The organism is Kitasatospora sp. NPDC087271, assembly GCF_044744605.1.
Lineage (GTDB): Bacteria > Actinomycetota > Actinomycetes > Streptomycetales > Streptomycetaceae > Kitasatospora.
In genome coordinates this window covers 37919-58310 of sequence record NZ_JBIUYQ010000005.1, presented here as the reverse complement: position 1 = coordinate 58310, position 20392 = coordinate 37919, and the positions used below count along the sequence as shown (strand labels likewise).

General features: G+C 72.0%; 18 protein-coding genes, 1 pseudogene and 1 CRISPR repeat array. Of the genes and pseudogenes, 10 read left to right on the top strand and 9 right to left on the bottom strand.

From position 1 onward, the window contains the following. Nucleotides 1-37: 37 nt before the first annotated feature. Nucleotides 38-358 (top strand): type I-E CRISPR-associated endoribonuclease Cas2e, encoded by a 321-nt coding sequence (cas2e, locus tag ACIO9K_RS10905; RefSeq protein ID WP_400328475.1) that lies wholly within the window; start codon nucleotides 38-40, stop codon nucleotides 356-358. Between the two features lie 349 nt (nucleotides 359-707). Continuing rightward, nucleotides 708-1469, top strand: coding sequence for a hypothetical protein (locus tag ACIO9K_RS10900; RefSeq protein WP_400328473.1), 762 nt, complete (start codon nucleotides 708-710; stop codon nucleotides 1467-1469). Between the two features lie 343 nt (nucleotides 1470-1812). Here the strand turns inward: ACIO9K_RS10900 and ACIO9K_RS10895 are convergent, their stop codons facing one another. Continuing rightward, complete coding sequence (locus tag ACIO9K_RS10895; RefSeq protein WP_400328949.1) at nucleotides 1813-2019, bottom strand: NaeI family type II restriction endonuclease; 207 nt, start codon at nucleotides 2017-2019, stop codon at nucleotides 1813-1815. Nucleotides 2020-2208: 189 nt separating this feature from the next. Beyond that, nucleotides 2209-4493: a CRISPR direct-repeat array (repeat unit 29 nt; unit sequence CGGCTGACCCCCGCGGGTGCGGGGAGAAC). Nucleotides 4494-5141: 648 nt separating this feature from the next. On the opposite strand from ACIO9K_RS10895, the gene ACIO9K_RS10890 reads away from it, so the two are divergent. After that, nucleotides 5142-5717: a hypothetical protein gene (locus tag ACIO9K_RS10890; RefSeq protein ID WP_400328471.1), complete on the top strand. Its 576-nt coding sequence runs from the start codon at nucleotides 5142-5144 to the stop codon at nucleotides 5715-5717. A gap of 215 nt (nucleotides 5718-5932) precedes the next feature. On the opposite strand, the gene ACIO9K_RS10885 is transcribed toward ACIO9K_RS10890, so the two are convergent. Next, on the bottom strand, nucleotides 5933-6739 hold the full coding sequence (locus ACIO9K_RS10885; protein WP_363586692.1) for an exodeoxyribonuclease III: 807 nt from the start codon (nucleotides 6737-6739) through the stop codon (nucleotides 5933-5935). Nucleotides 6740-7015: 276 nt separating this feature from the next. On the opposite strand from ACIO9K_RS10885, the gene ACIO9K_RS10880 reads away from it, so the two are divergent. Next, on the top strand, nucleotides 7016-7789 hold the full coding sequence (locus ACIO9K_RS10880; protein WP_363586693.1) for a GntR family transcriptional regulator: 774 nt from the start codon (nucleotides 7016-7018) through the stop codon (nucleotides 7787-7789). A 187-nt stretch (nucleotides 7790-7976) separates the two neighbouring features. On the opposite strand, the gene ACIO9K_RS10875 is transcribed toward ACIO9K_RS10880, so the two are convergent. The 3 genes from ACIO9K_RS10875 to ACIO9K_RS10865 all read right to left on the bottom strand — a co-directional run bounded on the left by ACIO9K_RS10875 (nucleotide 7977) and on the right by ACIO9K_RS10865 (nucleotide 11246). Beyond that, the gene (locus ACIO9K_RS10875; protein WP_363586694.1) at nucleotides 7977-9155 is read right to left on the bottom strand and encodes an ROK family protein; all 1179 of its coding nucleotides are present in this window, start codon (nucleotides 9153-9155) and stop codon (nucleotides 7977-7979) included. Between the two features lie 247 nt (nucleotides 9156-9402). Beyond that, the gene (locus ACIO9K_RS10870) at nucleotides 9403-9552 is read right to left on the bottom strand and encodes a hypothetical protein (protein ID WP_363586695.1); all 150 of its coding nucleotides are present in this window, start codon (nucleotides 9550-9552) and stop codon (nucleotides 9403-9405) included. 20 nt (nucleotides 9553-9572) lie between these two features. Then, nucleotides 9573-11246 (bottom strand): hypothetical protein, encoded by a 1674-nt coding sequence (locus ACIO9K_RS10865; RefSeq protein WP_400328467.1) that lies wholly within the window; start codon nucleotides 11244-11246, stop codon nucleotides 9573-9575. Nucleotides 11247-11677: 431 nt separating this feature from the next. Here ACIO9K_RS10865 and paaK point away from each other — a divergent pair, with 431 nt between their 5' ends. From paaK to ACIO9K_RS10840, 5 genes are all read left to right on the top strand, one after another. Beyond that, the gene (gene paaK, locus ACIO9K_RS10860; protein WP_400328946.1) at nucleotides 11678-12934 is read left to right on the top strand and encodes a phenylacetate--CoA ligase PaaK; all 1257 of its coding nucleotides are present in this window, start codon (nucleotides 11678-11680) and stop codon (nucleotides 12932-12934) included. Nucleotides 12935-13270: 336 nt separating this feature from the next. Further along, nucleotides 13271-14281, top strand: a complete 1011-nt coding sequence (locus ACIO9K_RS10855) for a substrate-binding domain-containing protein (RefSeq protein WP_400328465.1) — start codon at nucleotides 13271-13273, stop codon at nucleotides 14279-14281. A gap of 89 nt (nucleotides 14282-14370) precedes the next feature. Then, on the top strand, nucleotides 14371-15057 hold the full coding sequence (locus ACIO9K_RS10850; RefSeq protein ID WP_400328463.1) for a class I SAM-dependent methyltransferase: 687 nt from the start codon (nucleotides 14371-14373) through the stop codon (nucleotides 15055-15057). A 66-nt stretch (nucleotides 15058-15123) separates the two neighbouring features. Further along, nucleotides 15124-15591, top strand: coding sequence for a GNAT family N-acetyltransferase (locus tag ACIO9K_RS10845; RefSeq protein ID WP_400328461.1), 468 nt, complete (start codon nucleotides 15124-15126; stop codon nucleotides 15589-15591). 138 nt (nucleotides 15592-15729) lie between these two features. Next, entirely contained in the window at nucleotides 15730-17142 is a 1413-nt protein-coding gene (locus ACIO9K_RS10840) for a pyridoxal phosphate-dependent aminotransferase (RefSeq protein WP_400328459.1), read from the top strand. A gap of 55 nt (nucleotides 17143-17197) precedes the next feature. On the opposite strand, the gene ACIO9K_RS10835 is transcribed toward ACIO9K_RS10840, so the two are convergent. From ACIO9K_RS10835 to ACIO9K_RS10825, 3 genes and pseudogenes are all read right to left on the bottom strand, one after another. Continuing rightward, nucleotides 17198-18634, bottom strand: a complete 1437-nt coding sequence (locus tag ACIO9K_RS10835) for an aminopeptidase P family protein (RefSeq protein WP_400328458.1) — start codon at nucleotides 18632-18634, stop codon at nucleotides 17198-17200. Nucleotides 18635-18876: 242 nt separating this feature from the next. Then, nucleotides 18877-19089, bottom strand: coding sequence for a DUF397 domain-containing protein (locus ACIO9K_RS10830; RefSeq protein ID WP_400328456.1), 213 nt, complete (start codon nucleotides 19087-19089; stop codon nucleotides 18877-18879). A 36-nt stretch (nucleotides 19090-19125) separates the two neighbouring features. Then, nucleotides 19126-19296, bottom strand: a pseudogene (locus ACIO9K_RS10825) (transcriptional regulator); the annotation flags it as partial. Between the two features lie 190 nt (nucleotides 19297-19486). Here ACIO9K_RS10825 and ACIO9K_RS10820 point away from each other — a divergent pair. Continuing rightward, nucleotides 19487-19714, top strand: a complete 228-nt coding sequence (locus ACIO9K_RS10820; protein WP_363586702.1) for a hypothetical protein — start codon at nucleotides 19487-19489, stop codon at nucleotides 19712-19714. 220 nt (nucleotides 19715-19934) lie between these two features. On the opposite strand, the gene ACIO9K_RS10815 is transcribed toward ACIO9K_RS10820, so the two are convergent. Further along, nucleotides 19935-20381, bottom strand: a complete 447-nt coding sequence (locus tag ACIO9K_RS10815) for a hypothetical protein (RefSeq protein WP_363586703.1) — start codon at nucleotides 20379-20381, stop codon at nucleotides 19935-19937. Nucleotides 20382-20392 lie beyond the last annotated feature (11 nt).

The window sequence follows — 20392 nt, the reverse complement described above, 5'->3', positions numbered from 1 at the left end:
TCCGTACTCTCCGCTCGCGCTTCGCCGAGGAGTGGCCATGGCGACCATGACCGTCCTGTCCGCCACTGCCGTCCCCGACCACGTACGAGGCGCTCTCACCCGCTGGCTCCTTGAGGTCACACCCCAGCTCTACGTCGGCACCATCTCTGCGAAGGTGCGCGAGGAACTGTGGCAGGCCGTCAGCGGATGCATCGGAACCGGCGTTGCCGTCCTGGTTCACCCCGCCGCCAACGAGCAGGGCTTCGAGCTGCGAACAGCCGGCGAGCAACGGAGGAAGCCCGTCGACTTCGACGGCATGACGCTGGTCGCGATGGTCCGCCCACAGCTCACGGACGGTCAGGAAGAGACAAGGCCGTAGGAACGTCGCAGTTCGGGCGGTGAGGGCCGGCCGTCGGGTCCTCCCCGGACAACGTCGTGCCCGGTTCTGCCCCGGGTGAACTGCTTCGGCCCGTGGTGGGCACTGGCACGGAGGTGGTGGGCGGGGCCGCGGCCAGCCCCGACGGCACGAGCGCGTGGAAGGACGGCTGGCACATGGCGGCACACAACAGCCTGCGACAACAGGCGGCACCCAGCTGTTCTGCACTGTCTGGTATCGGTGAGCAGAGTACCGATCACGCCGAAAAGAAGTCGATGACCGACGCAAGCAGCACCCCGGCGACGTCCAACGCCGTGTCGAGGTCCAACGCCGTGTCGACGAGGCCCGGGCCATGATGACCGAAGAGGTCTTCGAGGAGATGCTGCGGTCGAAGGCGGGAGCCGATCCCGCCGACCTGGCCGTCCTGCTGGACCTCCCGGCGATCGGCCTCACCAACGGTGCCTGGTGCAACGGCTGCGTCGAGAACTGGCATGCCGAAGGGCGCCTGTCCGACGGTGACATGATGCGGATCAACAGCCACACCACCCACGGGGTGCGGCAGCGGCTCCGCGGATGGGCCAGGGAACACGGCGTCAGGTCCGGCACCGGTGAAGGGCTGGCCGCACTCACGATCGAGGACGCCGACGCGCTCGCCTTCCGGCTCTACCGTTGGCTGACGAACCCCGCACGCGAGCTGGCGACCGGTACGACGCTGGGCGATCTCGTCAAGACCGACGCCGACCTCGACGACTACATCGAGCACGCCGACCAAAGCCTGCGCGGCTTCGTCGCGCAGATCGAGGACAAGGGCGTCCGTTTCGGACTGCTGTACACGGCCGGCCACGGTGCACTGGCGTGCCCGCAGTGGTGGGGCCACCCGTCCTGGCCCGCACGAGTCGACCAGTTCACCGCTGTTCTCGACCGGCCCGGAGACCACCACTGGGGCCCCAACGTCGAGTACCGCGAACGACTGCCACCAGAACCGCCCGCCCTCCAGGACCGCAGCGCCCTGCGTGCGACGCTCCTGAGGGCGCCGTGGGAGCTCGACGGCACCACCGCCGAGTGGATCACCAGCGCGGGCATCGGCTACCTGAGGCTGCCCACTGACACCTGAACCGGACCGAGCCCACCCGCAGCCACGAGGAACCGGAGAACGCCACACACGACGGCGATTCCCGGCGCGATTGCACGGTCGCCCGCTTCGCCCTGCCCGCCTCCGGCGGGTGCCTCCTGCAGTTCGGCCGGCAGGTTGGCCGCCTCGAATGACACACGGCTGTGCCAGCCTCTGAGCGAGGGGCGCGGAGGCCTGCACTCACCTGCTCCGAGCGGTTGGGGACAGAGAGTCCCAAGGATTCGGCCGCGCCCGTCCGCGTCACGCAGGCGGACGCGGACTCGCGGGAGGAACTGGTGTTCATCACCGCCTCCCTGTCCTCCCGGAGGGGCGGTTCGCGTCACTTTCAGGCCGCGCCGAGACGACCGTGAGACGCCAATACCCTTTTATCAGACAAGTTTTGATTGTTAGTCAAGTCCAGGGAGTTTTCACGAGAGAGCCCTGCGCTCCACCGAGACATCCTGTCACCAGCCCAGAGCATGAGACAGATGTGGCCCACAGCCTCCGAAGGGAACGTCCAACCTCTGGAACTGAAGCTGAACTTCCACGCCACATCAAGCCCGTGGGCGAAGGGCTCCAGCACCGGCAGTAGCAATCAGACCCTCCCGTATGGGCCGAGTTCTCCTATCCTCAATATCGGCTGTGGTGGCGAGATTCATCACCGTTCTCGGTGGCGGCTCGATAGCTATGACGGTCGTTGCCTCGGTACGGGCGTCCACATCGCTCCGAGCGATCCCGATGACCGCTGACCCCCGCGGGTGCGGGGAGAACAGGACGTTGACGACCCGGCCCTGGTTGTGGAGCGGCTGACCCCCGCGGGTGCGGGGAGAACTGGAGAACACGCCACGCCAGCGAGCCCATTTGCGGCTGACCCCCGCGGGTGCGGGGAGAACTGGCCAGCGTCGATCACAGCCCCGATATCGATCGGCTGACCCCCGCGGGTGCGGGGAGAACGAGACGATGACGATCTCGTCGGCGAGGCGGATCGGCTGACCCCCGCGGGTGCGGGGAGAACCAGGCACGGCAGGTGATCACCGCGTCGTCGGCCGGCTGACCCCCGCGGGTGCGGGGAGAACCCGCCGCCCTTGGTCTTCGCCCCGGTACGGGCCGGCTGACCCCCGCGGGTGCGGGGAGAACATGCCGCCGGACCACATGACCACGTGATGGGACGGCTGACCCCCGCGGGTGCGGGGAGAACGGATCTCGCGCTGGCTCAGGCCAGTTCGAATGCGGCTGACCCCCGCGGGTGCGGGGAGAACCGTCTCAGCTGCGGTGGAAGAGAAGTAATTAGCGGCTGACCCCCGCGGGTGCGGGGAGAACGTTCCGTCGTCGCATGGCGTCCTCTTGTGTGGCGGCTGACCCCCGCGGGTGCGGGGAGAACCTGCAGTACGAGCCCGACACTGGCCATGTCCGCGGCTGACCCCCGCGGGTGCGGGGAGAACGCCCGCAACATCGCTCAGCTGGGCATCCACGTCGGCTGACCCCCGCGGGTGCGGGGAGAACCGACCTCCACTGCACCGGCACAACCGGCGAGGCGGCTGACCCCCGCGGGTGCGGGGAGAACGCGGGCCTTCGGTGATGAGGCGTTCGGATTCACGGCTGACCCCCGCGGGTGCGGGGAGAACTGCTCGGTGGTGAAGTCGGTGTAGCCGAGCGCCGGCTGACCCCCGCGGGTGCGGGGAGAACACGGACACCACGCCCCCGCCGGCTGTCGAGGACGGCTGACCCCCGCGGGTGCGGGGAGAACGTAGGCTTGCCCCGTCAGTGATCCAAAATGAACGGCTGACCCCCGCGGGTGCGGGGAGAACGTCCGCAGCGTCGCTCCACGGAACCAGTTGTGCGGCTGACCCCGCGGGTGCGGGGAGAACGCGTCCGTGGGCGGTCGCGGTCGACGTCTGCGCGGCTGACCCCCGCGGGTGCGGGGAGAACACCACGGAGGGGAACCCCCAGTTGAACGACGCCGGCTGACCCCCGCGGGTGCGGGGAGAACGAGCACCTGGCCGCTGACCCTCATCACCCGGGCGGCTGACCCCCGCGGGTGCGGGGAGAACGTCGCGGTGAAGAACCTGCTGCTGCACCTCGACGGCTGACCCCCGCGGGTGCGGGGAGAACGTCCGGGAGGGCCGCGTCTACTTCTCGAACTACGGCTGACCCCCGCGGGTGCGGGGAGAACGGCCACCACCACCTGACGACCCTGACGATCACCGGCTGACCCCCGCGGGTGCGGGGAGAACCCGGATCACCCGACACAGGCGCCGGGGGGCGGGGGCTGACCCCCGCGGGTGCGGGGAGAACGCGGGTTACGCCTGGTAGACCAGCTCGCGGATCGGCTGACCCCCGCGGGTGCGGGGAGAACTCGTCCACGCCCAACGCCAGCTCCGCGAACTCCGGCTGACCCCCGCGGGTGCGGGGAGAACGATGGCGAGCCGTTCAACGTGAACGACAGCTACGGCTGACCCCCGCGGGTGCGGGGAGAACCGGCCGGAGACCGGGATCACCGCCCCGTTCGACGGCTGACCCCCGCGGGTGCGGGGAGAACCGCTGATCGCCGTCGAAGTCGGGCAAGGAGTGCGGCTGACCCCCGCGGGTGCGGGGAGAACAGTACTGAGGAGCGCGCTGCGATCAGGAAGGCCGGCTGACCCCCGCGGGTGCGGGGAGAACCTGGGGACCCGTCAGGAGAAGATCGTCATCGACGGCTGACCCCCGCGGGTGCGGGGAGAACCCCGGTGCGCAGCCGCGACATCTCCACGGCCGCGGCTGACCCCCGCGGGTGCGGGGAGAACGACGTCCGGCCGCCCAGCGCCGACGAGGCTGCCGGCTGACCCCCGCGGGTGCGGGGAGAACTCCTCCCTCTTAGGACAAAGAGGGGCTGTTTGCGGCTGACCCCCGCGGGTGCGGGGAGAACGCCCTGGTCCTCACCGAGGGCCTGACCCTCGCCGGCTGACCCCCGCGGGTGCGGGGAGAACGCGTGCGTGGTCTGAGCGGGCATCGTGAGTGCCGGCTGACCCCCGCGGGTGCGGGGAGAACCCTTCGCGACCTGGGACGTTGTGGCGGCTTTGCCATTTCTTTGCGTGGCTTGGCGCGTTGTTGTGGGGACGTCTCAACGTCGCTGGCGAGGTGTTGAGGTGTCAAAGGGCTTGCGAATCATCCCACGTGTCGGTGACGTGCGGGGCCGATCGCCCTATACGTACGGTTCGCTGCCGCCGGGCCCGCGGACCGCCCAGTTTCGTAAGCGCTGGGAGGTGTGGACTGCGCCTGCTGGGCCGGGTGGGATCCGGGCGCAGCGGGTGCGCGAGGCCGTGGAGGAGGTGACGTGAGGTGCGCGGAACCAGGGTTGGCGTGGGTCCGATCGGGAACAGTTCGTGTTTCCCGTGGCGGTTTCGGAAGTGGTTGTTGCGGCTGGCGCCTTCGACAGGTGGGCCGGCTGTGCGCCAGGCGTGGTGAAAGGATCTGTCCGGGCCGCCACCGCCTCCTCACCTCCCTCGGGGGCCGCACCCAGTCCCCCTGCAGGACCTTGACGCAGCCGCCGCCCTCTGCCGCTCCCTGCTCGCCGAACTCCGTGTCCTGGTCGTCCTCGACAACGTCGCCACGGTCAGCCAGGTTCGCCCCCTGCTACCCGGCAGCGCCAGCAGCCGGATAGTCGTTGTCAGCCGCAGCCGGCTCTCCGGCCTCGCCGTGTGCGACGGCGCCCGCCGCCTCATCCCCGGCACCCTGCCGGAGCCTGAAGCCGTCGCCCTGCTGCGCACCGTCACCGCGGGCCACCGGCCGCGGGGCGACCCCGCCCAGCTTGCCGAACTCGCCCGGGTCTGGGCCAAACTGTCCCTGTCCCTGTCCCTGCACATCGCGGTCGAACGCGCCGCCGGCCTGCCCCACAGGGGACTGGACGAGCTGATCTCCGACCTGCGCTACGAATCCGCCCTGTGGGTCGCCCCGAGCGTGGAGACGACGAGGACGCCGACGCCGTCCGCCCTTCGGCAACTCGACTGCCACGGCGTCACCCCCGAACGCCTGCGCGTCATCGCCCCTTCCGCGCCCTCGGCCGCGAAGCCCGCGGAACCTGCCGCAGCCTCACCGCCTGGACCACCGACCTCCTCGACGTCGCCGCCAGCCGCGTCAAACGCCGCCTTTACGCCATCGGCGACCGCGCGCCCCACGTCGGTGTCCTCGCCGCCGAACTCCCCGCCTGCCACCATTCACGCCCTCGGCACCTGGCCCCGCGACGACCCCGAACAGGCGGATGCACCCGGGTAGACCGTTCGGCGGCGCCGTCCGGAGCGCGGGAGATTTGTCGGACGACGGGCGGTCTGAAGCTGCCATCGTCGAGAAGCGGTGAAACGAACCGACTTGTCAAACCGGCCCGGGCGAGCTGGCAGGCCTCGTCAGGTGATCCGAGCGGCCCTGAACCCAGGGAGGCGCCGTCAGCCGGGGCCGCCCCTGGGCTCTGCTCAACTGTGGCTGCCTGCCGGTCAGTTGTCGCCGAGGTCGTAGGCCGCGGTGACGGGGGCGTGGTCGGACCAGCGCTCGGTGTGGGTGGCGGCGCGTTCGACGCGGGCGTCGGTGGCGCGGGCGGCGAGGCCCGGGGTGGCGACCTGGAGGTCGATGCGCCAGCCGGAGTCGTTGTCGAAGGCGCGGCCGCGGTAGGACCACCAGGAGTAGGGGCCGGTGCGGTCGGGGTGGAGGGTGCGGACGACGTCGACGTAGCCGGCTTCGTCGTAGACGCGGGAGAGCCAGGCGCGTTCTTCGGGGAGGAAGCCGGCGGACTTCTGGTTGGCCTTCCAGTTCTTGAGGTCTTCGGGGCGGTGGGCGATGTTCCAGTCGCCGCAGACGACGACCTCGCGGCCGTCGGCGGCGGCGCGGGTGCGGAGGGCGGTGAGGTGGACGAGGAATTCCGCCATGAAGCGTTCCTTCTCGTCCTGGCGTTCGGTGCCGACCTCGCCGGAGGGGAGGTAGAGGCTGGCGACGGTCAGCCCCGGCAGGTCGATCTCGACGTACCTGCCCGTGTTGTCGAACTCCTCGGACCCGAATCCGATGACGGTCCGCTGCGGCTCCTGGCGGGACAGGACGGCGACGCCGGCCCGGCCCTTGGCGACGGAGGGGGCCCAGACCGCGTGCCAGCCGTCGAGGTCGCGCAGTTCGACGGGCAGTTGCTCCGGCTCGGAGCGCACCTCCTGGAGGCAGACCACGTCCGCCTCGGTGCCGGCCAGCCACTCGACGAAGCCCTTCTTGGCCGCCGCCCGGATTCCGTTCACGTTCACACTCGTCACCACGATCACCCGGGCAGCCTACCGAGTGCCGGGGCCTGCGCCGAAGCGTGACGCGCGCCGCCGCGGGATGACGTGAACGCGGCATGAATGTGTGCGACAGTCGCACCAAGCCGCGCCATTGGTCTTGACCATCTCCGGACGATGCCCCTAGGGTCGCTTACTGCAAAGACCTTTAATAAAGAAGGACGGATAAAAGCCCGCTCTCCCACCTGCCGCATCCGCGGACAGCGGGCCCGGGATCCGCCCTCCTTACCACAGGGTGGACGAAGCAGGGTGGAGGACACGGTGGGGACGACTGGACAGCTTTCGGCGGTGCCGGAACCGAAGTACTGGCACCTGCGCACGGTGCTGCTGCGGGCCATCGACTCGGAGTTCTCCACCGGCCAGGTCCTGCCCAACGAGCGCGAGCTCTCCGCCCGCTTCGGGGTCGCCCGGGCGACCCTGCGGCAGGCCCTCGACCAGCTGGAGCTGGAGGGTCGCCTGGTGCGTCGCCGGGGGATCGGCACCCTGATCGCCGCCCCGCGGGTCGGCGTCCCGGTCAACCGGCAGGAGGAGGGCTGGCCCGGCGTCGGCCGCAGCCACGCCTGGCGGACGGTCGACTGCACCACCGCCCCCGCCCCGGCGCAGCTGGCCAAGGGCCTCGGCATCGCCGAGGGCGCCACCGTGCACACCGTCCGCCGGGTTCGCCTGGTGGAGGGCCGGGCGGTGGCCACCGAGTCGCTGCACGTGCCGGCCGCCGCGCTGCCGCACCTGCCCGGCTTCCGGGCCGAGAGCGACCGGGCCCGCTCGGTGCTGCGCCAGCTGGAGCGGCTGGAGGTGGACGGCGAGTCCCGCGCGGTCGAGCTGGGTGTCGCCGAGGCCGACGAGGCCGCCCTGCTGGAGCGCCCGCCCGGTTCGCCGGTGCTGGTGATGACCACCCAGTACGCGTCGGCCGGCCGCCTGGTGGCGCTCGCCGTCGCCACCTACCGGGCCGACACCTGCAAGCTGACCTTCGGCTCGACCGGGCTGGTCGAGGTCACCCCGGTCGGCGCTGCGGCCGAGGTCCGCACCGCCTCCTGAACCACTTTTCCGACACCCTCAGACCGAGGCCCGAACGCCCAACTGGCGTCCGGGCCTCGGCCGTTGTGTGGGTTGAGTTGTGTGGGCGGAGTGGTCCGGGCGGAGCTGGGTCCGGACCGCTGCCCGGGCGGAGCTGAGTCCGGACCGCCGCCCCGGGTTCAACCCAGGGCGGGGCGGTCCGGGGCCGTCAGGCGCGGCCGTTGCCGGTGGTCGGCGGGTCGACGGCGAACAGCTGGTCCTCGACGTGGTCGAGGGCGACGCGGAGCGCGCCCATCGCCACGACCTCGGAGCCGAGCGCGGCGAGCGCCACCTCGGGCGCGCGGAGGGTGAACTGGGCGAGGCGCTCGCGCAGCGGTTCCAGGACGCCGTCGAGGCCGGCCGCCCAGCCGCCGATCACGACGAGCTGCGGGTCGATGGCGAGGACGAGCGCGGCGACGCCCTGGACCAGGCGGGTGAGGAAGCGGTCCATGGCGACCTTCGCGACCTCGTCCCCCTCCCGCGCGAGCCGCAGGACGCGGGCGACGGCGGCCTCGTCGAGCGGGTTGAGCGGCTTGCCGGTGGTGGAGAGGAGCCGCTCGGGGGTGACCTCCTGTCCGAGCAGGTGGAGGGCACCGATCTCGCCGGCCGCCCCGCCGTAGCCGCGGTGCAGCCTGCCGTTGATGAGGGAGCCGGCGCCGGGGCTGAGGCCTGCCATGACGAAGACGACGTCACCGGCGCCGACCGCCGCGCCCTGCCAGTGTTCGGCGATGGCGGCGAGGTTGGCGTCGTTCTCGATCAGGACGGGGCAGCGGAAGGAGCGCCGAAGCCGGGCGCCGAGGTCGAGGCCGGTCCAGCCGGGCATGGCGGTGCCGAGTTGGATGGTGCCGTCGCGGTCGACGATGCCGGGGGTGCCGATGCCGACGGCCCAGAGGTTGTCGCGGGAGATGCCGGCCTTGCGCAGGACCTCGGCGACGGCGGTGCGGACGGCGGCGAGCCGGTCCTCGGCGTCCAGGGTCTCGTCGACCGGCTTGAAGTGACTGCCCACCACCTCGCCGGTGAGGTCGGCGAGGATGACGTGGATGTCGTGCACGCCGACCTCGATGCCGAGGATGTGTCCGGCCTCGGCGCGGAAGCGGAACCAGCGGGCCGGTCGGCCGCGCCGGCCGGTGCCGGGCTGGCCGTCCTCCTTGGGCTGGTCGACCTCGGCGACCAGCCCGGTTTCGACCAGACCCTCGATGACGCCCTCGACGGTCGGGCGGGAGAGCCCGGTCTCGCCGACGAGCTGGGTGAGGGTCACGGAGTGGCCGGTCCGCAGCGCCCGAAGCGTGACCGCCGCGTTGATCCGCCGCAGCAGCGAGGAGTCTCCTCCGGTGAGCCGATCCGCCAATGCGATGCCCTTCGCCGTTCGCGCGACTGCCCTGGCGCGCGGTGTCGAGTGCGCGGTGCCCACCGAATGGCCCGCGGGGGTGTGCCACCCCCGGAACGCGGCACGGCGGCGCGGGGCCGCCTGCGCCAGGGCCGGAGGACAAGCGGAGCCTACCCGGGGGTGGGCCCGCTGGGCGAGAATCCTTGCAGCTCATCCAGGCTTCGGTATCGAAATGGTACGCATCGGGTGGTGGTGCACGACCCGGGCTTCACGGCCCGGCCACGGGCCGCCCGCCGCCGGGCCGCCGGGACCGTACCGACCAGCGGGAACGGGCGGAGAACAGCGAGCCGAGGCTCAGCCGGGAGCCGGCCGACAGGGCGCTGAGCACGGAGCCGGCCGCCACGGGGGAGTCGGGCACGGCCCGATGGTAGCGGCGGCTCAGGGCATCCGCGCCGCGAACAGCCGTTGCCCGAGCAGTCCCATCGGGTGCCCGTCCTCGGGCAGCGCGAGGACGGTCGGGCAGCCGGCGGAGGTGAGGGCGGCCCGCCAGCGCTCGGCGGGGAGCGCCGGGAAGGCGGGGAAGCCGGGGGCAGCGGGGGACACCGGGAAGGCGGGACCGGCAGGGTGGACGGCGGAGACCGGGAAGGTGGGACCGGCAGGGTGGACAGGGGAGGCAGGGTGGACAGGGGAGGCGGGGAAGGTTGGGGAGTCGGTGCGGGCCTCGGCGTCCCCCGTGATCAGCAGGTCGAGCTGTTCGCCGGTGGGCGCGAGCAGCAGCAGTTGCCCGCCGGGCGCGAGCTGGTCGACCAGCTCCGGGACGACGGTGTCCGGGTGGCCGGTCACGGTGGCGACGACGAGGTCGTAGCGGCCGCCGTCGGGCAGCTGGTGGTGGTCGGCGCCGGGGCGGGGCCGGGTGGCGAGGGCCCGGGCGACGGTGGAGTCGGCGTCGTCCTGGCCGAGTTCGAGGATGCGCAGCGGCTGCGGCCCGTCGTGGGTCTCGGCGATGCCGCGGACCAGCGCGCCGAGGGCGGCGCCGAGGTAGCCGCGGGCGGCCGTCCAGCGGATCGGGGCGGCGGCCGGGCGGGGTGCCTCCTCGCCGGTGATCAGCCGGGGCAGCCGTAGTGCGCCGCGCCGGATCCGGTCCAGGGCGGCGACCGGGCCGAGTCCGTCGTTCCAGGCCTCGACGGCGGGCCGCCAGGCCTCCCGGACCTCGGCCGCGGTGAGTTCGGGTCGGCCGTAGTGGACGTCGTCGTGCCGGGTGATCAGGCCGTGCCGGGTGAGGGCGTCGAGCCAGCGGCCGACCCGGGGCCGCTGGGCGGGGGTGACGAGGGCGGCGGCGAGGATCTCGGCCTCGGTGTGTCCGCGCCCGGGGTCGGTGAGGACGCCGCTCTGCTGGAGGGTCAGCAGCAGCGCGGACAGTACGGCGTGGTCGAGGTGGGTGCCGAAGGCCTGGACCTGTTCGGCGGTGACGCCTATGGCGTGCTTCCAGGCGATGGCGTCGGCGGCGTCGGCGGCGGTGCGCAGTCGCCGGTCGGCGGCTTCGGCGTGGCTGTGCGGGGCGCGGACGTGGGCGAGGACGGCGCCGAGCGCGTCGACGGCGGCGTACACGTCGTCCTGTCGGGGTTCGGGGCCGACGTGCAGGACGAGCCGCAGGGCGCCGAGGTCGTGGTCGGCCAGGTCGGGGCGGCGGCTGAGGCGCCACAGCAGGGTGGAGGGCAGGCTGAGGTGGGTGGCGGCGCTGGCGGCGAGGTCGACGAGCTGCCGCTCGGGGTCCTGCCGGGGGTCGCCGCAGTGGACGGTGCCGCCGGCGAGCAGGGTGGCGAGGGCGAGTTCGACGGCGAGGTCGGTGGCGGGGTGGAGCACGGTGTGCCGGATGGGCGGCGGGCCGAGGACGCCCGCCCAGTGCCGCAGTCGCTGTTCGGCGGTGCGGGCGGCGGAGGGCGGCAGCGCGGCGTGGGCGGCGACGCGCTGGGCGAGGGCCCGGGGCAGGCCGCCCGGCGGGGAGACGCCGAGCAGCAGGCCGATGCCGCTGATCGCGCGCCCGTCGGCGACGACGGCGGGTCGGTCGCCGAGTTCGCGCAGCGCGCTGACCAGGGCTGGAGTCGTGGGCACGGTGATCACTCCGGGGTGCGGGGGAGAAGCCGCACTACTGAACCACGTGGTCGGGCCGGGTGATGCCGTGCACGGGTCAAACTTCTGTAATGATTTTCATATCGGACAGCCAAGGTGGGTGTCCGATCTCCACCCGAAGTGGTCGGAACTTCGCATTCCGGATCCGGTGTGCGACCCCTTGACAGCCGGTACGGGCGCTGGGTTACTTGGCGTGGAGGTCGCCCTGACCGAACGATCGGTCGGCGCACCCGTCCCGCCCGACCTGCGGAGGAGCGACGATGACCGGCAGCGCACCCGCCCCGCGCCCGTACGGCGAAGAGCCCGCCTACGGCGAAGCGCCCGTTTGCGGTGAAGCGCCCGCCTGCGGCGAAGTGCCCGCCCGGCGCCTGGGTGAGCCGATCCCGCCCGCGCTGCTGGACGCCGGCGAGCGGATGGGCGTCGACGAGCTGCGCGCCCACCAGCTCACCCGCCTCCGGGCCACCCTGCGCCACGCGTACGACAACGTCGAGCTGTACCGCCGCAAGTTCGACGCGGCCGGCGTCGGCCCCGAGGACTGTCGCACCCTGGCCGACCTCGCCCGCTTCCCCTTCACCACCAAGGCCGACCTGCGTGAGGGCTACCCGTTCGGCATGTTCGCCGTCCCGATGGAGCGGGTCCGCCGGCTCCACGCCTCCAGCGGCACCACCGGGCGCCCGACCGTCGTCGGCTACACCGAGCGCGACCTGTCGATGTGGGCCGACGTGGTCGCCCGGTCGATCCGCGCGGCCGGCGGCAGGCCCGGGCACAAGGTGCACATCGCGTACGGCTACGGGCTGTTCACCGGCGGCCTGGGCGCGCACTACGGCGCCGAGCGGGCCGGTTGCACCGTCATCCCGGCCTCCGGCGGCATGACGGCCCGGCAGGTGCAGCTGATCCAGGACTTCCGTCCCGAGATCATCATGGTCACCCCCTCCTACCTGCTCACCCTGCTCGACGAGTTCGAGAAGCAGGGCGTCGACCCGCGCAGCACCTCGCTGCGCATCGGCATCTTCGGTGCCGAGCCGTGGACGGAAGAGATGCGGCGCGAGATCGAGGACCGGCTCGACCTGCACGCCGTCGACATCTACGGCCTGTCCGAGGTGGTCGGCCCCGGCGTCGCGCAGGAGTGCGTGGAGACCAAGGACGGGCTGCACATCTGGGAGGACCACTTCTACCCGGAGATCGTGGACCCGTTCACCGACCAGGTGCTGCCCGACGGCGCGAGCGGCGAACTGGTCTTCACCTCGCTCACCAAGGAGGCGCTGCCGGTCATCCGCTACCGCACCCGCGACCTCAGCCGGCTGCTGCCCGGCACCGCGCGCCCGGCCTTCCGACGGATGGAGAAGGTCACCGGGCGCAGCGACGACATGATCATCCTGCGCGGGGTGAACGTCTTCCCGACCCAGATCGAGGAGGTCCTGCTGCGGACCCCGGGCGTCGCGCCGCACTTCCAGCTGAGGCTCACCCGGCAGGGGCGGCTGGACCGCATGACCGTCCGGGTCGAGGCGCGGCCGGACGCCCCGGCCGAGCAGCGGGCGGCGGCGCGGGAGGCGATCGTCCGGGGGGTCAAGGACGGGGTGGGCGTCACGGTCGCGGTCGAGGTGGTGGAGCCGTACGCGCTGGAGCGTTCGGTCGGGAAGATCCGGCGGGTGGTCGACGAACGGGGGTGAGGCCGACGGGGGCCCGCAGCCCTGGGGCCTGCCGGAGGCGTAGGGCTGTCCGGGGGGGATGCCCTACGCCTCCGGCGTCTATCGCCGTCCCGCCGTCCCGCCGTCCCGCCGGCCCCCGGCCGCTGCCTGCCGTCCCGCCGTCCCGCTGGCCCCCGGCCGCTGCCTGCCGTCCCGCCAGCCTCCGCCTCGCGGACGCCTTTTGACGGACGCCTTTTGACGGACACCCGCCGACGGAAGCTTGAGACCCATTCGGCGCACCGGGATCGTGGTCGCGGCCGAAGGTTCCCAGACTCGAACGAAAGAGGGGTGGACCCAACCAATCGGAAAGGCATCCTCATGAGCATCGGGCTGCGCCGCGTCCTCGCGGTGACCGCAGCGATTTCCCTCGGCCTGGGCGCGGCGTCCTGCGACAGCGCGTCGCAGCCGTCCAGCGGCGGCTCCGGCGGCGGCCCGGCCCCCCTCCCGGCCGCGGCCGGGAGGGGGGCCGGGCAGATAGCCCTGCTGCTGCCGGAGGCCAGGACGACCCGCTACGAGCAGTTCGACCGGCCGCTGATCGAGAAGAGGATCAAGGAGCTGGCGCCGGACACGCAGATCGACTACTACAACGCCGACCAGGACGCCGCCGTCCAGCAGACCCAGATCGACGCCGCCGTGAAGAAGGGCGCCAAGGTGCTGATCCTGGACGCGGTGGACGCCAAGTCGATCCAGGCGTCGATCCAGAAGGCGCACGACGCGGGTGTCAAGGTGGTCGCCTACGACCGCCTCGCCCAGGGGCCGGTCGACGCCTACGTGTCCTTCGACAACCGCAAGGTCGGCGAACTGCGGGGCCAGGCGGCGGTGGCGGCGGGCGGTACGGCGGACGGCGGCGAGACGATCACGACCAACGGCTCGCCCACCGATCCCAACGCTGTCGACCCGAACGCTGCCGCACCCAGCGCGGCTGACCCGAACGCTGCCGCACCCAGCGCGGTCGACTCCAGCGCGTCCGGTTCCGGGGCGTCGCGCCAGAGTGTCCCGCTGACCGGCCAGGACTTCCAACTCGACGGCGTGCAAAGGATCCTGGCGGGCGCCCAGGCCATGTCGGTCTATAAGCCCTTCAAATCGGAGGCCGACGTGGCCGCGCAACTGGCCGTCGACCTGGCCTACGGCCAGGAAATCGGCGGCGCCCTCGTGCCGACCACGGTGACCAGCGGCAGCAGCGACAAGGTGCCGGCCGGACTGATCGCCCCGGTCGCGCTCACCAAGGACAACATCAAGGCCACCGTGGTCGCCGACGGCCTCTTCACCGTCGCCCAGATCTGCACGGCCGACTACGTCGCGGCCTGCTCCGCGGCCGGCCTCCAGTAGTTGCGGCGGGCGCCGGCTCGCTCGCCCGGCGCGTCCGGACGGCGGCCGGACGGGCGTGAGCACTCCCGCGCGGGCCCTATGCTGCGGAGATGCCGAGTGAGCTGCGCACTCTCAAGCCGGAGACCCACCAACCGGAGGCCGACCTCGCCTTCATCCGGCGCGAGACCGAGCTGAAGCCCGTCCCGTTCGTCCCCGAGGTCGGCCTGCACATGGCCGAGGACGCGATCACCCTGTGGGAGACCACCGAGCGGGCGCGGGGGGAGGCCGGACTGCCGCCGCCGTTCTGGGCGTTCGCCTGGGCGGGCGGGGTGGCCGTCGCCCGCCACGTGCTGGACCACCCTGAGCTGGTGGCCGGGCGGGCGGTGCTCGACGTGGCCTCCGGGGGCGGGGTGGTCGCCGTCGCGGCCGCGCTGAGCGGCGCCGCGTCCGTGCGCGCCGCCGAGATCGACGCCTACGCGGTGGCCGCCATCGGCCTCAACGCCGAGGCCAACGGCGTGCGCGTGGAGGCCGCCCTGGTGGACCTGGTGGACGGCGACGGCGCCCCGGCCGACGTGGTGCTCGCCGGCGACGTCTTCTACGAACGGGCCATGGCCGCCCGCTTCCTGCCCTTCCTGGAACGGGCCGTCGCGCGCGGCGCCACCGTCATCGTCGGCGACCCCGGCCGGGCCTACCTGCCCCGGGAACGGTTCACCGCGCTCGCGGCCTACCAGGTGCCGGTCGTCGCCGACCTGGAGGACACCGCCGTCAAGACCACCACGGTGTGGCGGCTGGGCTGACGGCCCGTCCGTCCAGGCTGCGGAATTCCCGGCCGCCGGGCGGAACCGCCTGCTAGACAGGCCGCCATGACCGACGAGATCGCCCCGCGCACCGCCGCCCCCAACGAAATCGCCCTGCGCACCGCCACCCCCGACGAGATTCCCGCCCTGCTCGCCCTCTGGGCCCGGGCGGCGAAGGGCGCCAGCATCACGGATGACGCCCCAGGTGTGGCCGCGCTGCTCGCCCGGGACCCGGAGTGCCTGATCGTCGCCACCCCGGCGGGCGACCCGGCCGCCGTCCTCGGCACCGTGATCGCCGGCTGGGACGGCTGGCGCTGCCACCTCTACCGGCTCGCCGTCGACCCCGACCACCGCCGCCGGGGCATCGGCGCTGCCCTGCTCGCCGCCGCCGAGGAGCGCTTCGCCGCGCTCGGGGGCCGCCGCGCGGACGCCATGGTGCTGGACGACAACGCCCTCGGCCACCGCACCTGGGAGGCCGCCGGTTACCGCCCCGAGCCGCAGTGGAGCCGCTGGACCAAGCCGCTGACGGCCTGATCCCGCCCCCGTCCGGACGGGCGCCGAGCGTTGGCGGCCGTGCCCGGGGCGTGGTCCGCTGAGGCAGATGCGTGTGCGAACGACCATGTTCCGGCACGCCGCCCAGCTCGCCCCGAGAAGCCCGGAGTAAGGACCGCCATGACCGACGACACCCGCACCCTCGCCTCCCCCGAGGCGGCCGCCGAACAGCTCACCCGGATGCCCGACCTGGAACAGGCCCTCGCCTACTTCCACCAGTACGTGGCGTCCCCCAGGGCGGTCAACCTGTCCGTCGCCGAGAACGTCCTGCTCTACCACCACTCGATGAAGAAGAAGGTCTTCGACAACATCCAGCTGATCCCCGAGCGGTACATCCAGTACATCGCCTCGGCTGGGACCTTGGAGGTGCGCCGGCCGGTCGCCAAGCTGCTCACCCTGGCGCTCGGCGCCGAGGTCGACGAGGACGACGTGTTCGGCGTGGCCGGGGTCGCCTCCGCGCTGGAGTGCATCGCGTTCGCGCTCAAGGGGCGTGACTCGGTCGGCCCGCCGCTCAGGGACGGCGACGAGGTGCTGATCCCCGCGCCGTACTGGCAGGGGTTCAACTGGTCGTTCGAGGAACGGCCCAAGCTCAGGTGCGTCCCGGTGAACCTGCCGACCACGGGGGAGCACCGGTACCGGCTCACCCTGCCCCTGATCCAGAAGGCCTACGAGGACCGGAAGGCGGCCGGCCACACACCGCGCCTGCTCGTCCTCACCAACCCGCACAACCCGCTCGGTGTGAACTACTCGCGGGCCCTGCTGGACGAGATCTACGGCTGGGCGCTCCACCATACCGATCTGCACATCATCTCGGACGAGATCTACTGTCACTCCCAACTCGACAGCAGCACCACGAAGTTCACCAGCGCGCTGGCCCTGAAGGCGTACCGGGAGCAGCCCGACCGGATCCACGTGGTCTGGGGCTTCGCCAAGGACTTCGGCCTGTCCGGCTTCCGCACCGGCTTCGTGGTCTCCCGGAACCTCGCTGTGCGCAACACCATGCTCGGCAACAACGACCCGGCCGAGCCCACCCACCCGCTGCCCTGGTTCAGCCCCTTCGACTCGCTGAAGACCTACGTCATCCAGGACCTGCTGAGCGCCCCCGCCAACGGCTCCGGCGGCGAGCTCTACACCACCTACGCGATGCGGGAGTACCGCACGCTGCTCAGGACGAGCTTCGACAAGGTCAAGGCCGCCCTGGACGCCGCCAAGGTCGACTACGTGCACCGGCCCGGCGACAACGCCGCCCAGTTCTTCTGGCTCGACCTCACCAAGTACCTCGGCAAGCGCCCCGGCCACGGTCACGAGGAGGTGGCCGGGCTGCCGCTCGCCCGGCCGAACGGACTCGACCCGAAGGAGGAGTGGCTGTTCAAGTACCTCATGGCCGAGCCCACCGAGGTCACCCTGCTGCCCGGCGGCACCATGCACAACCCGGCGCCCGGCTTCTTCCGCCTCTGCTTCACCGCCCGCCAGCCCGAGGACGTCGTCGCCGCCGTCCAGCGGGTGGGGACGGCGCTGGGGAAGCTGAAGTAGCCGGTACCGTGCGGCACCCGGGCGTTCCCGGGTGCCGCAGCTGTCGTTCCGGGGCTCAGCCGCGCAGTTCGGCGAGCCAAGCCTCGACCTCGGTGGAGGTGCGGGGGAGGCCGGCCGAGAGGTTCTCGTTGCCGTCCTCGGTGACCAGGATGTCGTCCTCGATCCGGACGCCGGTGCCGCGGTACTCCTCGGGCACCGTCAGGTCGTTCTGCTGGAAATAGATGCCCGGCTCGACGGTGAGCACCATGCCCGGCTTCAGCGGGCCGTCGACGTGCTCCTCGGTGCGCGAGTGGGCGCAGTCGTGGACGTCGAGGCCGAGCATGTGGCCGGTGCCGGCCAGGGTGAAGCGGCGGTGCAGGCCCAGCTCGTACACCTTGTCGGCGGTGAGGTCGCCGAACAGGCCCCAGGAGGTGAGGTGTTCGGCCAGCTCGCGCTGGGCGGCGTGGTGGAAGTCGCGGAAGTCGGCGCCGGGCTTCACCGCGGCGATGCCGGCCTCCTGTGCCGCGAACACCGCGTCGTAGACCTTGCGTTGCAGGTCGGTGAAGCGGCCGCTGACCGGGAGGGTGCGGGTGACGTCGGCGGTGTACAGGCGGTTGGTCTCCACGCCGGCGTCGAGCAGCAGGAGGTCGCCGGGCTTGGCGTGGCCGTTGTTGCGTACCCAGTGCAGGGTGGTGGCGTGCGGACCGGCAGCGGCGATGGTGCCGTAGCCGATGTCGTTGCCCTCGATCCGGGCCCGGACGAAGAAGGTGCCCTCGATCAGCCGCTCGGGGGTCTCGGTGTCGGTGCCGAGGATGCGCACCACGTCCTCGAAGCCGCGGGCGGTGGCCTCGCAGGCGAAGCGCAGCTCGGCGATCTCGAACTCGTCCTTGACCAGGCGCAGTCCGGACAGGAAGACCTCGAACTCCGCGTCCCGCTCGGCGACGGCCAGGCCCTGGAGGGACTGCTCCACGCCCGCGTCGTGGCGGCGCAGCACGCGCACCGGGCCGGTGGCCGCGCGCAGATCGGCGTGGACGGTGCGGACGTCCCGGCAGGGCAGGCCGAGCAGCTGCTCGTTCTCGGTCAGGCTGTTGCGGCGGCCGTCCCACAGCTCGCCGTGGTTGTCCAGCCAGAACTCGCCGTTGTCGGTCCGGGAACGGTCGCGCAGGTAGACGGCGGCCCGGTGGCCGGTGTCGCCGGTCGGTTCCAGGACCAGCACGGCGTCCTGGGACTGGTCGCCGGTCAGGTAGACGTAGTCGGAGGACGGGCGGAACGGGTAGTCGGTGTCGTTGGCCCGCACCTTCGGGTTGCCGGACGGGATCACCAGCAGCTCGCCGGGGAAGGCCGCGGACAGCTCGGCGCGGCGGCGGGCCGTGTGCGCGGCCTGCGGGATCGGCTCCAGGGCGCTGCGCTCGGTGTCGGCCCAGCCCTGCTTCATGTGCTCGGCGAGCTCGTCCGTGACGCCGCGGGTGAGGCCGTTCTTGCGGTACTTGATGGTCTCGGCGGGTTCGGTCACAGCAGACTCTCCAGGTGAGGGTGGTGGATGCGAGGTGCTTCGCTACGCTGACCTGCCCGGTACGTAACAAGCGTTATGTACGGTATATCGAGCAGAGTTCGAAGAGAAGGGGTAGACGCCTCGCGGAACCGGCCGACCTGCCTGGCGGCCAGGCCTTCCACCTGCGCAACGACAACGCCACCCGGCGGCCTGGATCAAGTACACCACCCCGACCGGACCCGGCTGGTCGGCAGTCGAGGATCTCAGACAGTGCCGAGGTCGCCGGACTTGACGCCGGCGACGAAGGACCGCCAGGCGTCGGCGCCGAAGGCGAGCTGAGGGCACTCGGGGTCCTTGCTGTCGCGGACGGGGAGGATGCCGGGGAGCCCGGGTGCGACCTCGACGCATTCGCCGCCACCGTTGCTGTACGAGGACTTCAGCCAGGAGGTGGGCTTGACCGTCGCGATGGGGAACATGGCGTGGAACTCCTTGAGACGGGCGTGGATGAGGGCCAACGAGTCCTCGCATGAGAGGGCTTGGGCCTGGAGCCAATGGTAAGTCTCTGCGAGGGAACGGATCTTGTTCTCGTCCTCGCGCTCGACATAGCCCCGTTGGATGGTTTCGAGGTAGGCCATCCACTTCTTGTCCGTGCTGGTCAGCAGCGTGAACGGCATGGTCGCCGGGAGGGCTTCGCCCGTCCGAGCCCTACCGGCCGGCCGTTGTCGGCGAGCGGGTCTACGACGTCCGCTCCGGGTGCTGGGCCGTCTTCATGGGGTGGCAGTACGGGCTGGCCTTCCTCCGGCCCGTCGGAGGTGGCGTGGAGTGGGACACCGAAGCGCGTTGGATCGCGAACAGCGAAGAGTGCGATGCCCCATGAGCAGCATGATCGACAAGGTCACGGCCGAGGACCGTCGCGCCGCGGCCGACATCCTCGACGACCTCCAGGCCGTCCTGAGCGCCGCCGAGGTCAAACTGCCCTCCCTCGGCATCGACTGGCGCTCGGCCAAAGCCACCGGAGTCATCCTGATCGACCTCGGAGCCGCCCGGCCGGACGTCATCGAGCGGCTGGTCGTCGTCCTCCGCAGGGGAATGCGACCGTAATCGCCTCCGGCGCCATCGCCATCGGGAGTTTCGCGCTCGCGGGTGTGGTTTTCCTCGCGATTCCTGAGCGTGTTCCCACCGCGGCGAGTGCCTTGGTGTTCGTCCTTATCCTCTTCGCCTCCTCGACGGGTGGATTCGCGCTCGCCGCAGGCTGGATGAGGGTGCAGACATGACGGCGCGGGCTTCGAGAGGTCTCGAAGCCCGCGCCGAGGTTCCGGTGTCAGGCGCCGTTGAGGGCGTAGGTGCGGAAGGTGGCCAGCAGGGGGAGGACCTCGGTCTGGCTCGGGTCCTCGGTCACGGCGCGCATGGAGTCGATCACCGCGCGGGCGATGGCCTTGGTCACCGCCAGGTCGTCCGGGGGCGCGAGGGCGCCCCAGGTCTTCAGGGCCTGGGTGAGCAGGGCGCTCATCCGGGCGCCGATGTTGGAGCTCACCGCGTCGGAGAGTTCGGCGATCTCCTCGTCGCTCATGGTGGACCGCAGGCCGAAGGCCAGGGCCATCAGGGTGTCCATCGCGTGCTCGCCGTACGCGGCGACCAGCGCCGGGAGCGACCGCTCGTCCGCACCGCCCGCGGCGAGGGCGGACAGCGCCTCGTCGTCGTCCTTCCACGCAGCCTCCAGGGCGGCCAGGGCCCGAAGAGACTCGTCTACCGTCATCCCGTCTGTCATGGGAGGAACGG

Coding starts and splice junctions, on each gene's coding strand:
- ACIO9K_RS10850 (WP_400328463.1), top strand. CDS start 14,371: ATGCCGAGTGAGCTGCGCACTCTCAAGCCGGAGACCCACCAACCGGAG.
- ACIO9K_RS10845 (WP_400328461.1), top strand. CDS start 15,124: ATGACCGACGAGATCGCCCCGCGCACCGCCGCCCCCAACGAAATCGCC.
- ACIO9K_RS10815 (WP_363586703.1), bottom strand. CDS start 20,381: ATGACAGACGGGATGACGGTAGACGAGTCTCTTCGGGCCCTGGCCGCC.
- cas2e (WP_400328475.1), top strand. CDS start 38: ATGGCGACCATGACCGTCCTGTCCGCCACTGCCGTCCCCGACCACGTA.
- ACIO9K_RS10820 (WP_363586702.1), top strand. CDS start 19,487: ATGAGCAGCATGATCGACAAGGTCACGGCCGAGGACCGTCGCGCCGCG.
- ACIO9K_RS10900 (WP_400328473.1), top strand. CDS start 708: ATGATGACCGAAGAGGTCTTCGAGGAGATGCTGCGGTCGAAGGCGGGA.
- ACIO9K_RS10855 (WP_400328465.1), top strand. CDS start 13,271: ATGAGCATCGGGCTGCGCCGCGTCCTCGCGGTGACCGCAGCGATTTCC.
- paaK (WP_400328946.1), top strand. CDS start 11,678: ATGGGCGTCGACGAGCTGCGCGCCCACCAGCTCACCCGCCTCCGGGCC.
- ACIO9K_RS10830 (WP_400328456.1), bottom strand. CDS start 19,089: ATGTTCCCCATCGCGACGGTCAAGCCCACCTCCTGGCTGAAGTCCTCG.
- ACIO9K_RS10840 (WP_400328459.1), top strand. CDS start 15,730: ATGACCGACGACACCCGCACCCTCGCCTCCCCCGAGGCGGCCGCCGAA.